We start from the raw sequence: 16737 nt of genomic DNA, 5'->3' as shown, positions 1-16737 counted from the left end.
GGTGAGGTAGTCCTGGTGACGGCGGTGGAGCCGGATGACCGCTTCCCGGCCGCGCGGCGGCGCGCATCTATGGGACAATCTCCCTTTTGCGACCTCCCGTTCCAGCATGAGCACCGAGTCCACCTCCAAGCCCACTCCCGCCTTCCCGATCACCGACGAAGTCCGCCACGCGCTAGCCGTTACCAAGCGCGGCGTCGATGAGTTGCTGATCGAGGAAGAATTCGCACAGAAGCTCGCGAAGAGCGCGGCCACCGGCACGCCGCTGCGCATCAAGCTCGGTCTTGACCCGACGGCGCCCGATATCCACATCGGCCATACTGTCGTGCTGAACAAGATGCGCCAGCTGCAGGATCTCGGGCATACGGTGATCTTCCTGATCGGCGATTTCACCTCGCTGATCGGCGACCCGTCGGGCCGCAACGCCACGCGTCCACCGCTCACGCGCGAACAGATCGAGTCCAATGCCAGGACCTACTTCGAGCAGGCCGCGCTGGTGCTGGACCGCGAGAAGACCGAAATTCGCTACAACAGCGAATGGTCGATGCCGCTCGGCGCCGATGGCATGATCAAGCTGGCGTCGCGCTACACGGTCGCGCGGATTCTCGAGCGCGAAGACTTCACCAAGCGCTATCAGGGCGGCCAGCCGATCTCGATTCACGAATTCCTCTATCCGTTGATGCAGGGTTACGACTCGGTCGCGCTCAATGCCGACCTCGAACTCGGCGGCACCGACCAGAAATTCAACCTGCTGGTGGGTCGCGAGCTGCAGAAGCAGTACGGCCAGGAACAGCAGTGCATCCTGACCATGCCGCTGCTCGAAGGCCTTGATGGCGTCGAGAAGATGTCGAAGTCGAAGCACAACTACATCGGTATCAGCGAAAAGCCGACCGATATGTTCGGCAAGCTGATGAGCATTTCGGACGACCTGATGTGGCGTTACTTCGAGCTGCTGTCGTTCCGCCCGATGGACGAGATCGCCGGCTTCAGGAAGGAAATCGAAGGCGGGCGCAATCCACGTGACTTCAAGGTGATGCTCGGGCAAGAGATCGTTGCGCGTTTCCATTCGCAGGCTGACGCTGAGCGCGCGCTCGAAGACTTCAATCATCGCGCGAAGGGCGGTGTGCCTGACGATATTCCGGCCGTCACGCTAGCGGGTGCACCGCTTGCGATTGGCCAACTGCTGAAGCAGGCAAACCTGGTGCCGTCGACGAGCGAGGCGCTGCGCAACATCGAGCAGGGCGGCGTGAAGATCGATGGCGCAACGGTATCGGACAAGGGCCTGAAGGTCGAAGCGGGCGAGTATGTCGTGCAGGTTGGCAAGCGTCGTTTTGCGCGCGTCACGCTGACGGCGTGATGGAGCACCGCTCATGATCGGGCTGATTCAGCGGGTCCGGCGCGCGGAAGTGCGAGTCGGCGAACGTGTCACGGGCGCCATCGAAGCGGGCCTGCTGGCGCTGGTATGCGCCGAGCGCGGCGACACCGAAGCCGCGGCCGACCGCTTGCTCGCCAAGATGCTCGGCTACCGCGTGTTTAGCGATGCGGCCGGCAAAATGAATCTCTCCGTGCAGAATATCGACGGCGCCGGCCGCGCTGGCGGCCTGCTGCTGGTGTCGCAATTCACTCTGGCAGCGGACACGAACAGCGGCCTGCGTCCGAGCTTCACGCCGGCCGCGCCGCCTGACGAGGGCAAACGTCTGTTCGACTACTTCGTGGCAGCGGCGCGCGCGAAGCATCCGATTGTCGGGACTGGCGAATTCGGCGCGGAGATGCAGGTTTCGCTCGTCAACGACGGGCCGGTGACGTTCTGGCTGCAGACGCACGCCTCACCCTGACCTAACCCTTCGCACGGCTCTGAGCCGGTTTTGCGACAATAGCGTCTTGGCACAACCGGCTAGCGACGCCCACTCCCATCTCATGTCCACACAGATTCTTTTCATCCGGCACGGCGAGACCGAATGGAACCGCGCCAAGCGGATTCAGGGGTTCATTGATATTCCGCTGGCGACGAGCGGTCTCGAGCAGGCCGAGCGTCTTGCGCACCGCCTCGCAGACGAAGCGCAGCAAGGTGCCCGGCTGGATGCAATCTATTCGAGCGACCTGCAGCGCGCGCAGCAGACCGCGCAGCCTATCGCGCATGTCCTCGGCTTGCCGCTGCAACTGCGTGAAGGTTTGCGCGAGCGTTCTTACGGCGCATTCCAGGGCTATGACCGCGACGAAATCGCCGAACGCTATCCGGATGAATACGAGCGCTGGCAAAGCCGTGACGCGGGCTTTGCGCCGCCGGAGGGCGAATCGATGCGGACGTTCTACCATCGCGTCATGGATGCGATTGCGCCGATCGTCGCCGCGCATTCCGGCGGCCGTGTTGCGTGCGTGGCGCACGGCGGCGTGCTGGATTGCGTCTACCGGTTCGCGCGTGACCTGTCGCTGGAAGTGCCGCGTGACTATGCGTTGCTCAATACGAGCGTCAATGTGGTGGACTTCGACGGTGGCAAGGCAACGGTGAAATCGTGGGCTGACGTGTCGCATCTGGACGCGCCGAGCGAGGACGACACGTTGCGCAAGATTGTTACGCCGGGGCTTTGATGGGGACTGCGCGGGAGCGGGAGTGAGGGCGTTCAGCGGTGGGTTTGGAAACCGCGTACGACGGTGTCCTGTCCTGCAATGAGTAGCATAACTGGTTGGGCCTTGGGCGTTGACCTGGCCGCATGTCCTCGTCGGACCCTCCGACCATACTTTCGCTCGTTCAGGGTGCGCCCGAATCCCAAAGATCCCGCACCGGGCTGGAAGAATCCGGTGCGGCGAGACCGAAGTGACGATACGTTAGCAGCGTAGCGACGCGGCCACGCGGCGTACGCTGCAAAAAGCCCTGCTGGATCAGATACGGCTCCAGCACGTCTTCAATTGTGTCGCGTTCTTCGCCGATTGCCGCAGCCAGATTGTCGACGCCCACCGGGCCGCCATCGAATTTGTGCAGAATCGCCTCGAGCAGTTTGCGGTCCATCAGATCGAAGCCGACCGGGTCCACATCCAGCATCTTGAGCGCGGCGTCGGCCACGCTGGCGGTGATGTTGCCGTCTGCCTTGACCTCGGCAAAGTCGCGCACGCGGCGCAGCAGACGGTTGGCGATACGCGGCGTGCCTCGGGCGCGTTTCGCGATCTCGAACGCGCCGTCCGGATGAATCTGCGCCTGCAGTAGCGACGCCGAGCGCGTGACGATGCGCGCCAGTTCCTCGGCGTTGTAAAACTCGAGCCGCGAGACGATGCCGAAGCGGTCCCGCAGCGGATTGGTCAGCATGCCGGCGCGTGTGGTGGCGCCAACCAGCGTGAAGGGCTGCAGATCGAGCTTCACGCTGCGAGCGGCCGGGCCTTCGCCGATCATGATGTCGATCTGATAATCCTCGAGTGCCGGGTACAGGATTTCCTCGACGACAGGCGAGAGCCGGTGGATTTCGTCGATGAACAGGACGTCGTTCTTTTCGAGGTTGGTGAGCAGCGCAGCGAGGTCACCCGCGCGCTCGAGCACTGGCCCGGACGTTTGCCGCAGATTGACACCCATTTCCCGCGCAATGATGTGCGCGAGCGTGGTTTTGCCGAGACCCGGCGGCCCGAACAGCAGCACGTGGTCGAGCGATTCGGAGCGGCGGCGGGCGGCCTCGATGAAGATTTCGAGCTGGCCGCGCACCTTTTCCTGCCCGACGTACTCGTCTAGCTGACGCGGACGCAACGCCCGCTCGAACGCTTCTTCGTTCGGCGATACGGGCGTGGCAGCGATGATGCGCTCGGCTGCGAGTTTGTCGGTTTCGATCATGTTTGCATTGTACCGCGTGGTGCTCGCCGCCGAAGCTGGCCGAATGGCCAGGGTGCGCTTTGGGCCGTAGCGTGCGATGCTTTAAGCCGTCGCACGCAAGACGTTTCGCTGCAGCGGCTCAAGCGTTATGGGCCAAGCCTTGGCAGCATGGAGCGGCCTTCGAGCGATCTTTGAGCCGCCTCGGCCGCGGCGATTCCCGTCAACCCTTCGAGAGCGCCTTCAATGCAAGCTTGATGCCCTCGGACACGCCGGTGCCGGCGGGCACGTTCTTGACCGCTGCCAAGGCTTCTTTCTCGGAGTAACCCAATGCGAGCAATGCGTTCAGGATATCGGAAGCGTGGTCGGACGCCGACACCGTTCCAGCCATCGAGCCGAGGTCGGCCCCGAGCTTGCCCTTCAGTTCCAGCAGCAGCCGCTCGGCCGTTTTCTTGCCGATGCCGGGCACGCGCGTGAGGCGCGCCGCATCCTGTAGCGTGACGGTCTGCGCCAGTTCGTGCACGCTCATGCCGGAGAGCACGGCGAGCGCCATCCGGGCGCCGATGCCGGTGATCTTCAGCAGCTCACGGAAAGTGGCGCGTTCCTCGGCGGTGCCGAAGCCGTACAGCAGGTGAGCGTCTTCGCGCACGATCATCTGCGTGAGCAGGACTACCCGTTCGCCGGTGGAGGGCAGGTTGTAAAACGTGCTCATCGGCACGTCGACTTCGTAGCCCACGCCATTGCAGTCGACGAGCAGGTGTGGTGGGTTTTTTTCCAGCAGGACGCCGGCAATGCGACCGATCATGGCGGATTCAATCGTGAGAGAAAGGGCGAGTGTAGCGCAGGGAGCGGGCAGAGCGAACGGCGGGACGGAGCGGGGTGGCCCTAACCAGGCCTAACCCACCAGACGCCCACGCCGCACCCTCAGGCCCTTCTTCGCCAGCGAGGGCGCAATACCGCCGAGCGTGGTAAGCGTGCTGCCGCCATGCGCATGGCAGATCGCCATTCCGAGCGCGTCGGCGGCGTCTGTCCCCGGCACGCCGGAGAGGCTCAGCAGACGCACCACCATCTGCTGCATCTGCTCCTTGGTCGCGCGGCCGTAGCCCACCACTGCCTGCTTCAACTGCAGTGCGGTGTACTCGGCCACTGGCACACCGCCAGCAACCAGCCCGCAGATGGCAGCGCCACGCGCCTGGCCGAGCAGGAGCGTGGATTGCGGGTTGACGTTGACGAACACTTTTTCGATCGCGGATTGATCGGGGGCGTGCTGACGGATCAGCGTCGAAATACCTTCGAAAATCGTGCCCAGGCGCGACGGCAGGTCGGCGTCAGCCGTCTTGATGACGCCGCTTGCCACATAAGTGAGCTTGTGACCGTTCTGGTCGATTACGCCGAAGCCGGTCACACGCAAGCCGGGGTCGATGCCGAGAATTCTCATGAGATACGCTGTGAACCAGGTGCTTGCGATACTACAACGAACCGGCGGCCAGGCGGCGTTCGCGAGTTGTGGAGACGGGAATAAATAGGCTCGCTGGATTGTCCGCAACGTGGCAAGCTGAACAAAGGGCGAGATTCGCAGCAACCGGGACGTGCAAACGTGGAACGCTATCGGAATCTAAGCGGTGACTCAGGCGTCGAGGCCTACGCGCTCGGTGAGGGCTGCATCGCGGTTCGCTTCAGGACCGGGGTGATCTATTGGTACACCGAGGCGAGCGTCGGGCCGGATCATGTGGCCGAGATGACGCGATTAGCTTGCAATGGCAAAGGGCTCAGCACGTACATCAGCACGCACCCCGACGTGAGTGCCGGTTACGCCAGGAAGAACCCGGACGACTAGGATCGGGCGGCGCGCCTTGACGCAGAAAATTGCGCGTAATAAACAAAACTGCCCGGCAGAAAATCTGCCGGGCAGTTCTTTTTAAAGCCATCGAGCCTAACGTAACGCGCCAGCTTCAGAACCGCCGCGCAACCCCACTAGCCCACGCGCAAATCAATCAATGCCGGAAGTGCCGCACACCCGTCAACACCATCGCGATGTTGTGCTCATCGGCCGCTGCGACCACTTCATCATCGCGCATCGAACCGCCCGGCTGGATCACCGCGGTCGCGCCTGCTGCGACTACCACGTCGAGGCCGTCGCGAAACGGGAAGAACGCATCCGACGCCACGGCGGAACCCGCCAGCGTCAAACCCGCGTTCTGTGCCTTGATACTCGCAATCCGTGCCGAGTCCACGCGGCTCATCTGGCCCGCGCCGACGCCGAGCGTCATGCCGTTGCCACAGAACACGATTGCATTCGACTTCACGTACTTCGCCACACGCCACGCGAACAGCAGATCGTCCATTTCCCTCGGCGTCGGATGACGCTTCGTGACGACGCGCAGCTCATGCGGCTGCACATTGTGCGAATCGAGCGATTGCACCAGTAGACCGCCGCCGACGCGCTTCAGGTCGAACGCGTTATGACCCTCGCCGAGAGCGATCTCCAGCAGACGCACATTCTTCTTCGCCTCGAACACCTGACGCGCGGCCACGCTGAACGAAGGCGCAATCAGCACTTCGACAAACTGCTTGGCCACGGCCTGCGCCGTCGCTTCATCCACTTCACGGTTAAAGGCGATGATGCCGCCAAACGCCGAAGTCGGATCAGTCTGCAGCGCTTTTGCATACGCTTCATTCGCATCCGCGCCTACGGCGACGCCGCACGGATTCGCGTGCTTGACGATCACGCAGGCCGGCACGTCGAACGTCTTCACGCATTCCCACGCCGCGTCGGAATCGGCGATGTTGTTATACGAGAGTTCCTTGCCTTGCAACTGCTCATAGTTTGCCAACGCACCGGCCGGCACCGACAGATCACGGTAGAACGCGGCGCTCTGATGCGGGTTTTCGCCGTAGCGCAAATCCTGCACCTTGTCGAACGCCAGATTGAACGTAGCCGGATAGGTGTTGCGCGAGGAATGTTGCAGCTCTTCGGTCAGGCTCGTCAGATAGTTCGTGATCGCGCCGTCGTACTGCGCGGTGTGCGCGAACACTTTTGTCGCGAGACGGAAGTTGGTTTTGTAGCCCACCGCATTGCCGTTCGCACGCATCTCTTCAAGCACCACCGCGTAATCCGCCGGGTCGACCACCACGGTCACATCACGGTGATTCTTCGCCGCCGAGCGCAACATGGTTGGGCCGCCGATATCGATGTTCTCGATCGCGTCTTCCAGCGAGCACTCTTCCTTCGCCACCGTCTGCACGAACGGGTACAGATTCACGACCAGCAGATCGATTGTCGGAATGCCGTGCTTTTCAAGCGCGGCCATGTGTTCCGGCAGGTCGCGCCGCGCGAGGATGCCGCCGTGCACCTTCGGATGCAGCGTTTTCACGCGTCCGTCGAGCATTTCCGGGAAGCCCGTGTAGTCGGCCACTTCGGTAACGGGCAAACCCGCATCTGCGAGCAGTTTCGCGGTGCCGCCGGTGGACAGGATCTTGACGCCGAGGTCCGACAGCGATTTGGCGAAATCGACGATGCCGGACTTGTCGGAAACGGAGATGAGCGCTTGCTTGATCATGATGAAGAATGAGAAGCCGAAGGGGGAGGTGGCAGGGGCGTCAGGAAACTACAATGCGCTACAGCAGACCATGCTGTTGCAGCTTCTTGCGCAGCGTATTGCGGTTAATGCCGAGATACTCGGCGGCCAGCGACTGATTGCCGCCGGCCTGCTCGAGCACCACCTCGAGCAACGGTTTTTCGACACACGAAATAACCATGTCGTAGACGTCGTGCGGATTGGAGCCGTCGAGGTCCTGGAAGTATATTCCCAGGCTGTCGCGGACTGATTGTTCGATATTGTTCTTGCTCATGCTGCTAGTCGGTCGGATTGGTCCGGCTCGCCGTTCGGGTTGACATCCTCTTCCACGTAGACGAGGCGGTCGGAGAACGCCTTTTGGGCGTCGAAGAACTCGTTGACGGCGAGCAGTTGTTCGCGCGTCGTGTCCAGCGTATTCATGCGGTGGCGGAACACATTGGCGCCAGAAAGGCCGCGAGTGTACCAGCCGATGTGCTTGCGTGCCGTGCGCACGCCTGTAAATTCGCCGTAGAACGCGTAGTGATCTTCGAGATGCTCGTTCATGACCTGCTGGATCTCGTCGATGCGCGGCGGCGGCAACAGCTCGCCGGTTTGCAGGAAATGCCCGATCTCGCGAAACAGCCACGGACGGCCCTGCGCCGCGCGGCCGATCATGATCGCGTCCGCGCCGGTAGCGGCGAGCACCTGGCGCGCCTTGTGCGGCGAAGTGATGTCGCCGTTGGCGACCACCGGGATGCGCACCGCGGCCTTCACGGCGGCGATGGTTTCGTATTCAGCGTCGCCGTGGTACAGGTCGGCGCGCGTGCGGCCGTGTACGGTCAGCATCGAAATGCCGGCGTCTTCGGCCAGACGCGCCACACTCAACGCGTTCTTGTTGTCACGATTCCAGCCGGTGCGGATTTTCAGCGTGACGGGCACCGCGTCGGGACCCACGCCCACCGCGCCGACCACCGCCTCGACGATGCGCTGCACGAGCGGTTCGTTCTGCAGCAACGCGGAGCCGGCCGCCACATTGCACACCTTCTTGGCCGGACAGCCCATGTTGATGTCGATGATCTGCGCGCCGTTGGCGACGTTATAGCGAGCCGCCTCCGCCATCATGTCCGGATCGGCGCCGGCGATCTGCACGGCGATCGGCTCGACCTCGCCCGTGTGGTTCGCGCGGCGCATGGTTTTTTCGCTTTTCCACAACTGCGCGTTCGATGCGACCATTTCCGACACGGCATAGCCCGCGCCCAGCCGCTTGCAGAGCTGACGGAACGGCCGGTCGGTCACACCCGCCATGGGGGCGACGAACAGGTTGTTGCGCAGATTGTGGGAGCCGAGAGTGGGCATGACAGGGGCGCAGCCGCGGCACATCGAATCGATGAGAAACGGTCGCAGATCACGAGGGAAAACGGCTATTTTAGCGTTAACGGATTCCCGTCACCGGACTTGAGACGCTCCTAAGCCATTAAATCTTCTATGAAAGTGCCCGGGTTCATAGACCCGCGGAACGCGAATCACCGCAAGCGGGCAGCGGGGCGAGCCGATGCACTGGCCCGGCGCACGGTCTGCGCGCGATGCGATTCCTGAGCCGTCTAGCGGCGCTGTCCGAACATCATTTGGCGTGCCAGTGCGGTCTTGACCGGCGGCACGAATTCGAGCGCCGTCAGCGCGAGCCCGCGCAGCGTGCCGAGAGCCGGAAGGTCGACCGTGAAGAGGCGCGCGAGCGTATCGGTGGAGCGAATTGTCAGACGCCGGTCGAGCGCGCGGCGCTGGGCGAACAACGCTAGTGCGAGCGGTGTCGCACCGTGTTGCGAGAGCGCGTCGGTGAGGGCGTGGGCGTCGCGCAGCCCGAGGTTGAGCCCCTGGCCCGCTACCGGATGCAACGTCTGCGCCGCATTGCCGATTGCCGCGATCCGGCCCTTGACCAACGTATCGAGTGCGTTCAGGCCGAGCGGGAACGAAGCGCGGCCTTTGATTTGAGTGAAGCGTCCCATCCGGTCGCCAAACGCGGTGCCGAGCTCGAGCAGAAACGCATCGTCGGGCAATTGCGCGCGGCGCGCCGCTTCCTCCGGGGCGCAGCACCAGACCAGCGCGTAGTCGGCATCGCGCGCGCCGCCGGTCGGCAGCAGCGCAATCGGTCCCTGGTCGGTGAAACGCTCCCACGCGACATGCGGGCGTGGCCTCGATACCGTAACCGTGCCGACGAGCGCCGTCTGACCGTAATCACGCGTGCCGCCGGTGCCGCCGCGTTTCTGTTGCTCATGAAACAGCCCACCTTCGGCGTTCACCAGAATACGCGTGCGCAGCGTGCGTGCGCCGTGTTCGGTTTCCACCGGCAGCGTCACGCCGTCTTCTTCCTGAACCGGCGTCTGGGCGGAGGTGGACTGGAACCAGTGCACCGAAGTCGGCCGCACTGCCTCGGCGAGCGACTGCACGATCGAGCCATAGCGCAACACATACCCAAGCGCGGGCAAGCCATGCTCGGTGTGGTCGATCAGCGTACGGCCGAAATGTCCGCGCTGCGATACATGGATGTGGTGAATCGCGGTCGCGTCCGAGGGCCAGCGCAGCGGCTCGAGAATCATCCGGCTGCCTTGCGACACGGCGATTGCGCGTGGATCGCGCAAAGCGTCTTCCGGCTTGCGTGCGTCGATCAGCGCGATCGACAGTCCCTGGGTCGCACTGCGCCGCGCGAGCCAACCGGCCAACGCGAGCCCGACCGGCCCCGCGCCGACGATGGTCACGTCGAAATCGAACGACGCTTCAGCAGAATCTGCGCCGCCAGTGGCGTCTTGTGAGCCGGCTTGCACAACGCCGGCTGGTTGAGAAGCGTCGTTCATGAGCGATCGGTCGGTCCGTTCAAACCGCGCGCGTGGCGCTGGCTGTTGCCTGCGCTTCCCGCATCAGCGCTTCGATCTCGTCGGCCTTGACCGGCACGTCGCGCGTCAACAGTTCGCAGCCGTTCGGCGTGACGACAGCGTCGTCCTCAATGCGGATGCCGATATGCCAGTAACGCTCGGGGACATTTTCCGTCGGGCGAATGTAAAGACCCGGTTCGATCGTCAATGCCATCGACGGATGCAACGTGCGCGACGGCAGCGCGCCTTGTGCATCGCGCGGTGCGCCGCGTTCGCGATAGTCGCCGCAGTCGTGCACGTCCATGCCGATCCAGTGGCTGGTGCGGTGCATGTAGAAGGGCGCGTAGGCGCGCTCCACGATCACATCGTCGACGGACGAGAAGAGCCCCCGGTCGACGATGCCCGTATCGAGCAGACCCTGCGACAACACGCGCAGCGCGGCGTTATGCGGGTCGTCGAAGGCGGCGCCAGGCCGGGTGGCGGCGACGGCGGCTTCCTGGGCGGCGAGCACGATGTCGTACAGCTCGCGCTGCGCCGGCGTAAAGCGGCCGTTTGCCGGGAACGTGCGCGTAATATCGGAAGCGTAGCCGTCGAGCTCGCAGGCGGCGTCGATCAGGATCAGGTCGCCGTCGCGGGCAATCGTGTTGCCGGCTGCGTAGTGCAGCACGCAGGCGTTGCTGCCCGCAGCGACGATCGAGCCGTATGCCGGCCCTTGTGCACCGTGTTTGCGGAATGTGTACAGCAGTTCGGCTTCGAGTTCGTACTCACGCACGCCTGCAAAAGACGCGGCCATCGCGCGGCGATGCGCCTGCGCCGAGATCTGGCCGGCACGACGCATGATCGACAGTTCGTGGCTGTCCTTGAAGAGCCGCATCTCGTCGAGCAGCGGCAGCAGGTCATGCGCGGCAGCCGGAGCGGCGACGCCGCTGCGGGCTTTGCCACGCACCGCGTCGAGCCAGCGGCGGACCTTTTCGTCCAGATCCGCCGAGCTGCCGAGCGCGTAGTGCAGCGCGGGCTTGTCGGCGAGGATCAGCGGCATCTGGCTTTCGATATCTTCGACTGCAAACGCCGCGTCGACGCCGAACGCCTCGCGGGCGGCCTCGGGGCCGAAGCGGAAGCCGTCCCAGATCTCGCGCTCTTCGTTCTTGGCGCGGCAGAACAGGATCGAAGCCGGTCCGCTCCCGCCTGCGCTGGCGTCGAGCACGAGCAGACCCTGCGGCTCGGTAAAGCCGGTCAGGTAGTAGAAGTAGCTGTCGTGCCGGTACGGATAATCGGCGTCCCGGTTGCGCACCACCTCCGGTGCGGTGGGGACGATGGCGACGCCGCCGCCTGCCGCGCGCAGCGCAGCGAGCACGCGCTCGCGGCGCTTGCGGTAAACGTCGATGGCGAGAGTGGGTTCGTTCGGCTGGTTCATAGCGAGATTGTAGCGCCCAATTGAGCCAGGATTGCGGCGCGCACCCCCTGGCCATCTGGCCGGATAGACGTCCGGCGCGGCACACGGCAATGTTGCAATCCGTCCACAGGTCCGGCCGCCGCCAGTCCAGAAGATGGGAGCGGCCGTCTGTATCGCGGTCAACCAACGTATACTTCCGCCCAATTCCAGAAAAGGCAAATGGTGATGATGAAACTCATCGGTTCGCTCGGCAGTCCGTTTGTCCGCAAGGCACGGATCGTATTCGCCGAAAAGAAGATCGACTACAAGCTGGTGCTCGAAAACGTCTGGGCGCCGGATACCAGCATCCATGCCTTCAATCCGATCGGCAAGGTGCCGTGCCTCGTGATGGACGACGACGAGGCGGTATTCGACTCGCGCGTGATCTGCGAGTACGCGGATACGCTGTCGCCGGTCGGCAAGCTGATTCCGCCGTCGGGCCGGGAGCGTGTCGAGGTGCGCTGCTGGGAAGCGCTTGCGGACGGCGTCATGGATGCCGCCGTGCTGATCCGGCTCGAGGGCACGCTACGGGCGGAGGAACACCGTTCGGACGCGTGGCTCGCGCGCCAGCAACGCAAGATCGACGACGGGCTGGTGGCGATGTCGCAAGGGCTGGGTAGCAACCCGTGGTGTGCGGGTAGCCGCTACACGCTGGCGGATATCGCCATGGGCTGCGCGCTCGGCTACCTCGATTTCCGCATGCCGGCGCTCAACTGGCGCGAGGCCTATCCGAATCTCGACAAACACTTCCAGAAGCTGTCGCAGCGGCAGTCGTTTATCGATACGTTTCCGGCGGACTGAGCGCGTTGCGCAGGCGTGACGGACGACGGCTTCGCCGCCTTCGTCCGCAGGTTCGTTGCAGGTATCAGGTCGCCGCGAGTTCGACCTTTGGCGCGAACGAGTCGGCGCTTGCCACCGGCCACCACTTCTCGTAGATCGAGTAGCGGTGGTTGCCGTTCAGCAGATCATTCGGCTCGAGATACTTTAGCAGATCCGACATGAGGCTCACCTCATGCGACGACACTCGCCGCACGATGTGATGCGCACGCAGTTCCGCCGGATGCTTGAGACCCGCCGCCTGAATGATCTCCTGCAGCGCGTGCAAGGTGTTGTGATGGAAGTTGAAGACGCGGTCGGACTTGTCCGGCACCACGAGCGCGCGCTGGCGCACCTGGTCCTGGGTGGCCACGCCGGTCGGGCAACGCCCCGTGTGACAGGTCTGCGCCTGGATGCAGCCGACTGCAAACATGAAGCCGCGCGCCGAGTTGACCCAGTCGGCGCCGATCGCGAGGGTCTTGGTGATATCGAAAGCGGTGATCATCTTGCCGCTCGCGCCGATGCGAATCCGCGTCCGCAGGCCGATGCCTACGAGCGTGTTATGCACCAGCAGCAAGCCTTCCTGCAGCGGCACGCCGACGTGATCGGTGAACTCCAGCGGCGCCGCACCGGTGCCGCCTTCCGCGCCGTCGACGACGATGAAATCCGGCAGGATGCCCGTCTCCAGCATCGCCTTGGCGATGCCGAAGAACTCCCACGGGTGGCCGATACACAGCTTGAAACCGGTCGGCTTGCCGCCTGAGAGATTGCGCAGACGTTCGACGAACTCGAGCAGGCCGCGCGGCGTGGAAAACTCGGAGTGGGTCGCGGGCGAGATGCAGTCGCGGCCCATCGGCACACCACGCGTTTCGGCAATCTCCGGCGTGATCTTGGCGGCCGGCAGCACACCGCCGTGGCCCGGCTTCGCCCCCTGCGAGAGCTTCACCTCGATCATCTTCACCTGCGGCTCGTGCGCCTGTTTCGCGAACTTGTCGGCGTTGAAGCTGCCGTCGTCGTTGCGGCATCCGAAGTAGCCCGAAGCGATTTCCCAGATGATGTCGCCGCCGTGCTCGCGGTGATATTTCGACATCGAACCTTCGCCGGTGTCGTGCGCGAAGTTGCCTTTCTTGGCGCCGAGATTGAGCGCCATGATTGCGTTGGCCGAGAGCGAGCCGAAGCTCATCGCCGACACGTTGAAAATCGACATCGAGTAGGGCTGCTTGCGATCCGGGCCTACGACGATGCGGAAGTCGTGGCCGTCGAGTTTGGTCGGCGCGAGCGAGTGGCTAATCCATTCGTGCGCTACCGCCTTCACGTCGAGCTCGGTGCCGTATGGACGGCTGTCGACGTCGTTCTTGGCGCGCTGATAGACGATGCTTCGCTGCGCGCGCGAGAACGGCCTTTCTTCGGTATCGTCCTCGACGAAATACTGGCGGATCTCAGGCCGGACGAATTCGAACATGAAGCGGAAATGGCCCCACAACGGATAGTTGCGCAGGATCGCGTGGCGCTCCTGGGTCAGATCGAACAGGCCGAGCGCGACCAGCAGCACGGGAATGATGATCCAGAACCACGACAGGTGTTGTGTCGCGGCCAGCGCCGCGCACGCGACGAGCAGGGCAACTGCACACCACATGGCCAGGTAGCGTCGAGAAAACATGGGGACTCCGTTGCAGAGAGCGGTTGACCGCTGATTGTTATCTTGCTGCGCCGCTGAGCGCGTCCCTTACCGCGCGCTCAGCAATGCAGCGCTTTGAGGTTGCCGCACGGCCGGCTGTGCAGTTGCTGCGTGTTCGATGATGCCACCGCCAAGACAGATTTCGCCATCGTAGAGCACCGCCGATTGCCCTGGTGTGACAGCCCACTGCGCGTCTTCAAAATTCAGCGCGAAGTGGCCGTCTGCCTCGCCCGAGGTGCTGAATGTGCAGGCTGCATCGGCCTGGCGGTAGCGCGTTTTCGCGCCGCACGCGAAGTCTTCGGTGGGCGGATGGCCCGCCACCCAGCTGGTATTGCCCGCGCTCAAAGAATGGCTCAGCAGCCACGAATGATCGTGGCCCTGCGCGACGTAGAGCGTATTCGACGGAATATCCTTGCCCGCCACGAACCACGGCTCGCCGCTGCCTTCCTTGCTGCCGCCGAGGCCAATGCCCTTGCGCTGGCCGAACGTATAGAACGCGAGGCCAATATGCTCGCCCACCACCTTGCCGTCGGTAGTTTTCATGGGTCCTGGCTTGGTGGGCAGATAGCGGTTCAGAAAATCGCGGAACGGCCGCTCGCCAATGAAGCAGATGCCGGTCGAATCTTTCTTTTTGGCATTCGGCAGGCCGATCTGCTCGGCGATCTCGCGCACCTTCGTCTTGGGGATTTCGCCGAGCGGAAACATCGTCTTCGACAACTGCGCCTGATTCAGGCGATGCAGGAAGTACGACTGATCTTTCGTGTGGTCGAACGCCTTTAGCAGTTCAAAGCGGCCTTCGACTTCGCGCACGCGGGCGTAGTGGCCAGTCGCAATGGTCTCGGCGCCAAGCGTCATGGCGTGATCGAGGAAAGCCTTGAACTTGATCTCCGCGTTGCACAGTACGTCCGGATTCGGCGTGCGGCCGGCCGAGTATTCGCGCAGGAATTCGGTGAACACGCGGTCCTTGTATTCGGCGGCGAAGTTGACCGCCTCGACGTCGATGCCAATCAGATCGGCCACCGAAACGACGTCGATCCAGTCCTGCCGGGTCGAGCAGTACTCGCCGTCGTCATCGTCTTCCCAGTTCTTCATGAAAAGACCGACGACGTCGTAACCTTGCTCTTTGAGCAGCCATGCGGTGACCGACGAATCGACGCCGCCCGACATGCCTACTACGACTTTCTGCTTGCTCATGGGTTGCCTGACTTGCTTGATCGGGTGGGCCCGACCGAATGCGTATGCACGAAGTCGAGCGGGAAACGCCGGCCTGCGAGGTAATCGTCGATACAGCGCATCACGAGCGGGGTGCGATGCCGCTCGGGGCACGCGCGCAACTCGTCGGCGCTCATCCACAGCGTGCGGACGATATCGGGATCGAGCGCGCGGTTGGGATCGGCTGCCCCGGCACTGCCGCAATAAGTGAAGCGCAGATAAGTGGCGCCAGTCGCGCTGCCGTCCGTATTTCCACCGCCCGCATCCTGCACAGCGGCGGCAGGGGCGGGCCGCCCGAAATGCGCCATATAGACGCCTACCAGCGCCTCGGGCGTGAACGGATGCGCGGATTCTTCGAGCGTTTCGCGCACGGCCGCTTCGACGAGCGTTTCGCCCGCCTCCAGATGGCCGGCGGGCTGGTTCAGACGCAGCCCGTCGTCCGTATGTTCCTCGACGAGGAGGAAGCGTCCGTCGCGCTCGACGATGGCGGCCACGGTGACGTGCGCAGCCCAGGTTTCCGGATTCATGGGGCGGTATTTTACCGTCTATGACGGCTGGCTGCCCGGAAGCGGTCGGTGGCCCCCCGGATTGTCCCTGATTTCGGGGAACCCCCCGGTTTCGGTTACAGTGGCGTCGTTGCCGTTGCAAGTTCAAGCCGGCGTGCCTCGTCGGCAGCTCTGTCGTAACAACAGGAAGGCCGAGGAGGATTCAACGATGCACATCGGAGTGCCAGCCGAGACGCGAGCGCATGAAACACGCGTTGCCGCCACCCCCGAGACGGTCAAGAAATACGTATCGCAGGGCCACCGGGTCACGATCCAGAGCGGCGCCGGAACTGGCGCCAGCTTTCCTGACGAGGCTTTCAGCGCGGTAGGCGCGGAGATCGTCGATGCAGCCACCGCCTTCGGCGCCGATCTCGTCCTCAAGGTCCAATCGCCGACTGAGACCGAGCTGCCGCATCTGAAACGCGGCGCGGTGCTGGTGGGTATGCTCGATCCTTTCAATGCCGACAATGCGGCGAAGCTCGCCACTGCTGGTGTAACGGCATTCGCGCTGGAAGCCGCGCCGCGCACGACCCGTGCGCAGAGCCTCGACGTGCTGTCGTCGCAAGCCAACATTGCCGGCTACAAGGCCGTGCTGCTCGCCGCCGATCTCTACCCCCGCTTCATGCCGATGCTGATGACGGCTGCAGGCACGGTGAAAGCGGCGCGCGTACTGATTCTCGGCGCCGGCGTCGCGGGTCTGCAGGCGATCGCGACTGCCAAGCGCCTCGGCGCGGTGATCGAAGCCTCCGACGTGCGTCCGGCGGTGAAAGAGCAGATCGAATCGCTCGGCGCCAAGTTTCTCGACGTGCCGTATGAGACCGACGAGGAGCGCGAGGCCGCACA

The 16737-nt window shown here is 63.7% G+C and carries 16 protein-coding genes and 1 pseudogene; 6 read left to right on the top strand and 11 right to left on the bottom strand.

Features of this window, described 5'->3' with window-relative positions; translation table 11 throughout:
* Positions 1–106: 106 nt before the first annotated feature.
* From tyrS to P3T24_RS34385, 3 genes are all read left to right on the top strand, one after another.
* Complete coding sequence (gene tyrS / locus P3T24_RS34395) at positions 107–1354, top strand: tyrosine--tRNA ligase (protein ID WP_429441352.1); 1248 nt, start codon at positions 107–109, stop codon at positions 1352–1354.
* Between the two features lie 13 nt (positions 1355–1367).
* Complete coding sequence (gene dtd, locus P3T24_RS34390; RefSeq protein ID WP_429441257.1) at positions 1368–1832, top strand: D-aminoacyl-tRNA deacylase; 465 nt, start codon at positions 1368–1370, stop codon at positions 1830–1832.
* Positions 1833–1914: 82 nt separating this feature from the next.
* Positions 1915–2586, top strand: a complete 672-nt coding sequence (locus P3T24_RS34385; RefSeq protein ID WP_429441255.1) for a histidine phosphatase family protein — start codon at positions 1915–1917, stop codon at positions 2584–2586.
* A gap of 160 nt (positions 2587–2746) precedes the next feature.
* Here P3T24_RS34385 and ruvB read toward each other — a convergent pair whose 3' ends face one another.
* From ruvB to ruvC, 3 genes are all read right to left on the bottom strand, one after another.
* Entirely contained in the window at positions 2747–3811 is a 1065-nt protein-coding gene (gene ruvB, locus P3T24_RS34380) for a Holliday junction branch migration DNA helicase RuvB (protein ID WP_074262446.1), read from the bottom strand.
* A gap of 199 nt (positions 3812–4010) precedes the next feature.
* Positions 4011–4592: a Holliday junction branch migration protein RuvA gene (ruvA, locus tag P3T24_RS34375; protein WP_429286594.1), complete on the bottom strand. Its 582-nt coding sequence runs from the start codon at positions 4590–4592 to the stop codon at positions 4011–4013.
* A gap of 90 nt (positions 4593–4682) precedes the next feature.
* Entirely contained in the window at positions 4683–5225 is a 543-nt protein-coding gene (gene ruvC / locus P3T24_RS34370) for a crossover junction endodeoxyribonuclease RuvC (RefSeq protein ID WP_429411677.1), read from the bottom strand.
* Between the two features lie 159 nt (positions 5226–5384).
* On the opposite strand from ruvC, the gene P3T24_RS34365 reads away from it, so the two are divergent.
* The gene (locus tag P3T24_RS34365; protein WP_074262443.1) at positions 5385–5624 is read left to right on the top strand and encodes a hypothetical protein; all 240 of its coding nucleotides are present in this window, start codon (positions 5385–5387) and stop codon (positions 5622–5624) included.
* Between the two features lie 157 nt (positions 5625–5781).
* On the opposite strand, the gene purH is transcribed toward P3T24_RS34365, so the two are convergent.
* The 5 genes from purH to P3T24_RS34340 form a co-directional block, all read right to left on the bottom strand.
* Positions 5782–7347, bottom strand: a complete 1566-nt coding sequence (purH, locus tag P3T24_RS34360) for a bifunctional phosphoribosylaminoimidazolecarboxamide formyltransferase/IMP cyclohydrolase (RefSeq protein ID WP_429441253.1) — start codon at positions 7345–7347, stop codon at positions 5782–5784.
* Positions 7348–7405: 58 nt separating this feature from the next.
* A complete protein-coding gene (locus P3T24_RS34355; RefSeq protein ID WP_006049915.1) occupies positions 7406–7639 on the bottom strand; it encodes a Fis family transcriptional regulator in 234 nt (77 codons plus the stop codon).
* On the bottom strand, positions 7636–8700 hold the full coding sequence (gene dusB / locus P3T24_RS34350) for a tRNA dihydrouridine synthase DusB (protein WP_429441251.1): 1065 nt from the start codon (positions 8698–8700) through the stop codon (positions 7636–7638). The genes P3T24_RS34355 and dusB overlap by 4 nt, the downstream gene beginning before the upstream one ends.
* A gap of 245 nt (positions 8701–8945) precedes the next feature.
* The gene (locus P3T24_RS34345) at positions 8946–10193 is read right to left on the bottom strand and encodes a UbiH/UbiF/VisC/COQ6 family ubiquinone biosynthesis hydroxylase (protein WP_429441248.1); all 1248 of its coding nucleotides are present in this window, start codon (positions 10191–10193) and stop codon (positions 8946–8948) included.
* A gap of 19 nt (positions 10194–10212) precedes the next feature.
* The gene (locus P3T24_RS34340; protein WP_429441246.1) at positions 10213–11625 is read right to left on the bottom strand and encodes an aminopeptidase P N-terminal domain-containing protein; all 1413 of its coding nucleotides are present in this window, start codon (positions 11623–11625) and stop codon (positions 10213–10215) included.
* Between the two features lie 198 nt (positions 11626–11823).
* On the opposite strand from P3T24_RS34340, the gene P3T24_RS34335 reads away from it, so the two are divergent.
* Positions 11824–12444, top strand: a complete 621-nt coding sequence (locus tag P3T24_RS34335) for a glutathione S-transferase C-terminal domain-containing protein (RefSeq protein ID WP_074262439.1) — start codon at positions 11824–11826, stop codon at positions 12442–12444.
* 64 nt (positions 12445–12508) lie between these two features.
* Here the strand turns inward: P3T24_RS34335 and P3T24_RS34330 are convergent, their stop codons facing one another.
* The 3 genes from P3T24_RS34330 to P3T24_RS34320 all read right to left on the bottom strand — a co-directional run bounded on the left by P3T24_RS34330 (position 12509) and on the right by P3T24_RS34320 (position 15876).
* Positions 12509–14119, bottom strand: coding sequence for an FMN-binding glutamate synthase family protein (locus P3T24_RS34330; RefSeq protein WP_429286587.1), 1611 nt, complete (start codon positions 14117–14119; stop codon positions 12509–12511).
* 66 nt (positions 14120–14185) lie between these two features.
* Entirely contained in the window at positions 14186–15331 is a 1146-nt protein-coding gene (gene mnmA / locus P3T24_RS34325; protein ID WP_429441243.1) for a tRNA 2-thiouridine(34) synthase MnmA, read from the bottom strand.
* On the bottom strand, positions 15328–15876 hold the full coding sequence (locus P3T24_RS34320) for an NUDIX hydrolase (RefSeq protein WP_429441240.1): 549 nt from the start codon (positions 15874–15876) through the stop codon (positions 15328–15330). Before P3T24_RS34320 ends, mnmA begins: the two co-directional genes overlap by 4 nt.
* Positions 15877–16063: 187 nt before the next feature.
* Between P3T24_RS34320 and P3T24_RS34315 the strand changes: the two are divergent.
* Positions 16064–16737: pseudogene (locus P3T24_RS34315) on the top strand (NAD(P)(+) transhydrogenase (Re/Si-specific) subunit alpha); the annotation flags it as partial.

This window comes from Paraburkholderia sp. GAS33, from assembly GCF_050436645.1.
Taxonomy (GTDB): domain Bacteria; phylum Pseudomonadota; class Gammaproteobacteria; order Burkholderiales; family Burkholderiaceae; genus Paraburkholderia; species Paraburkholderia phenazinium_B.
This window is presented reverse-complemented; position numbering and strand designations above follow the sequence as displayed.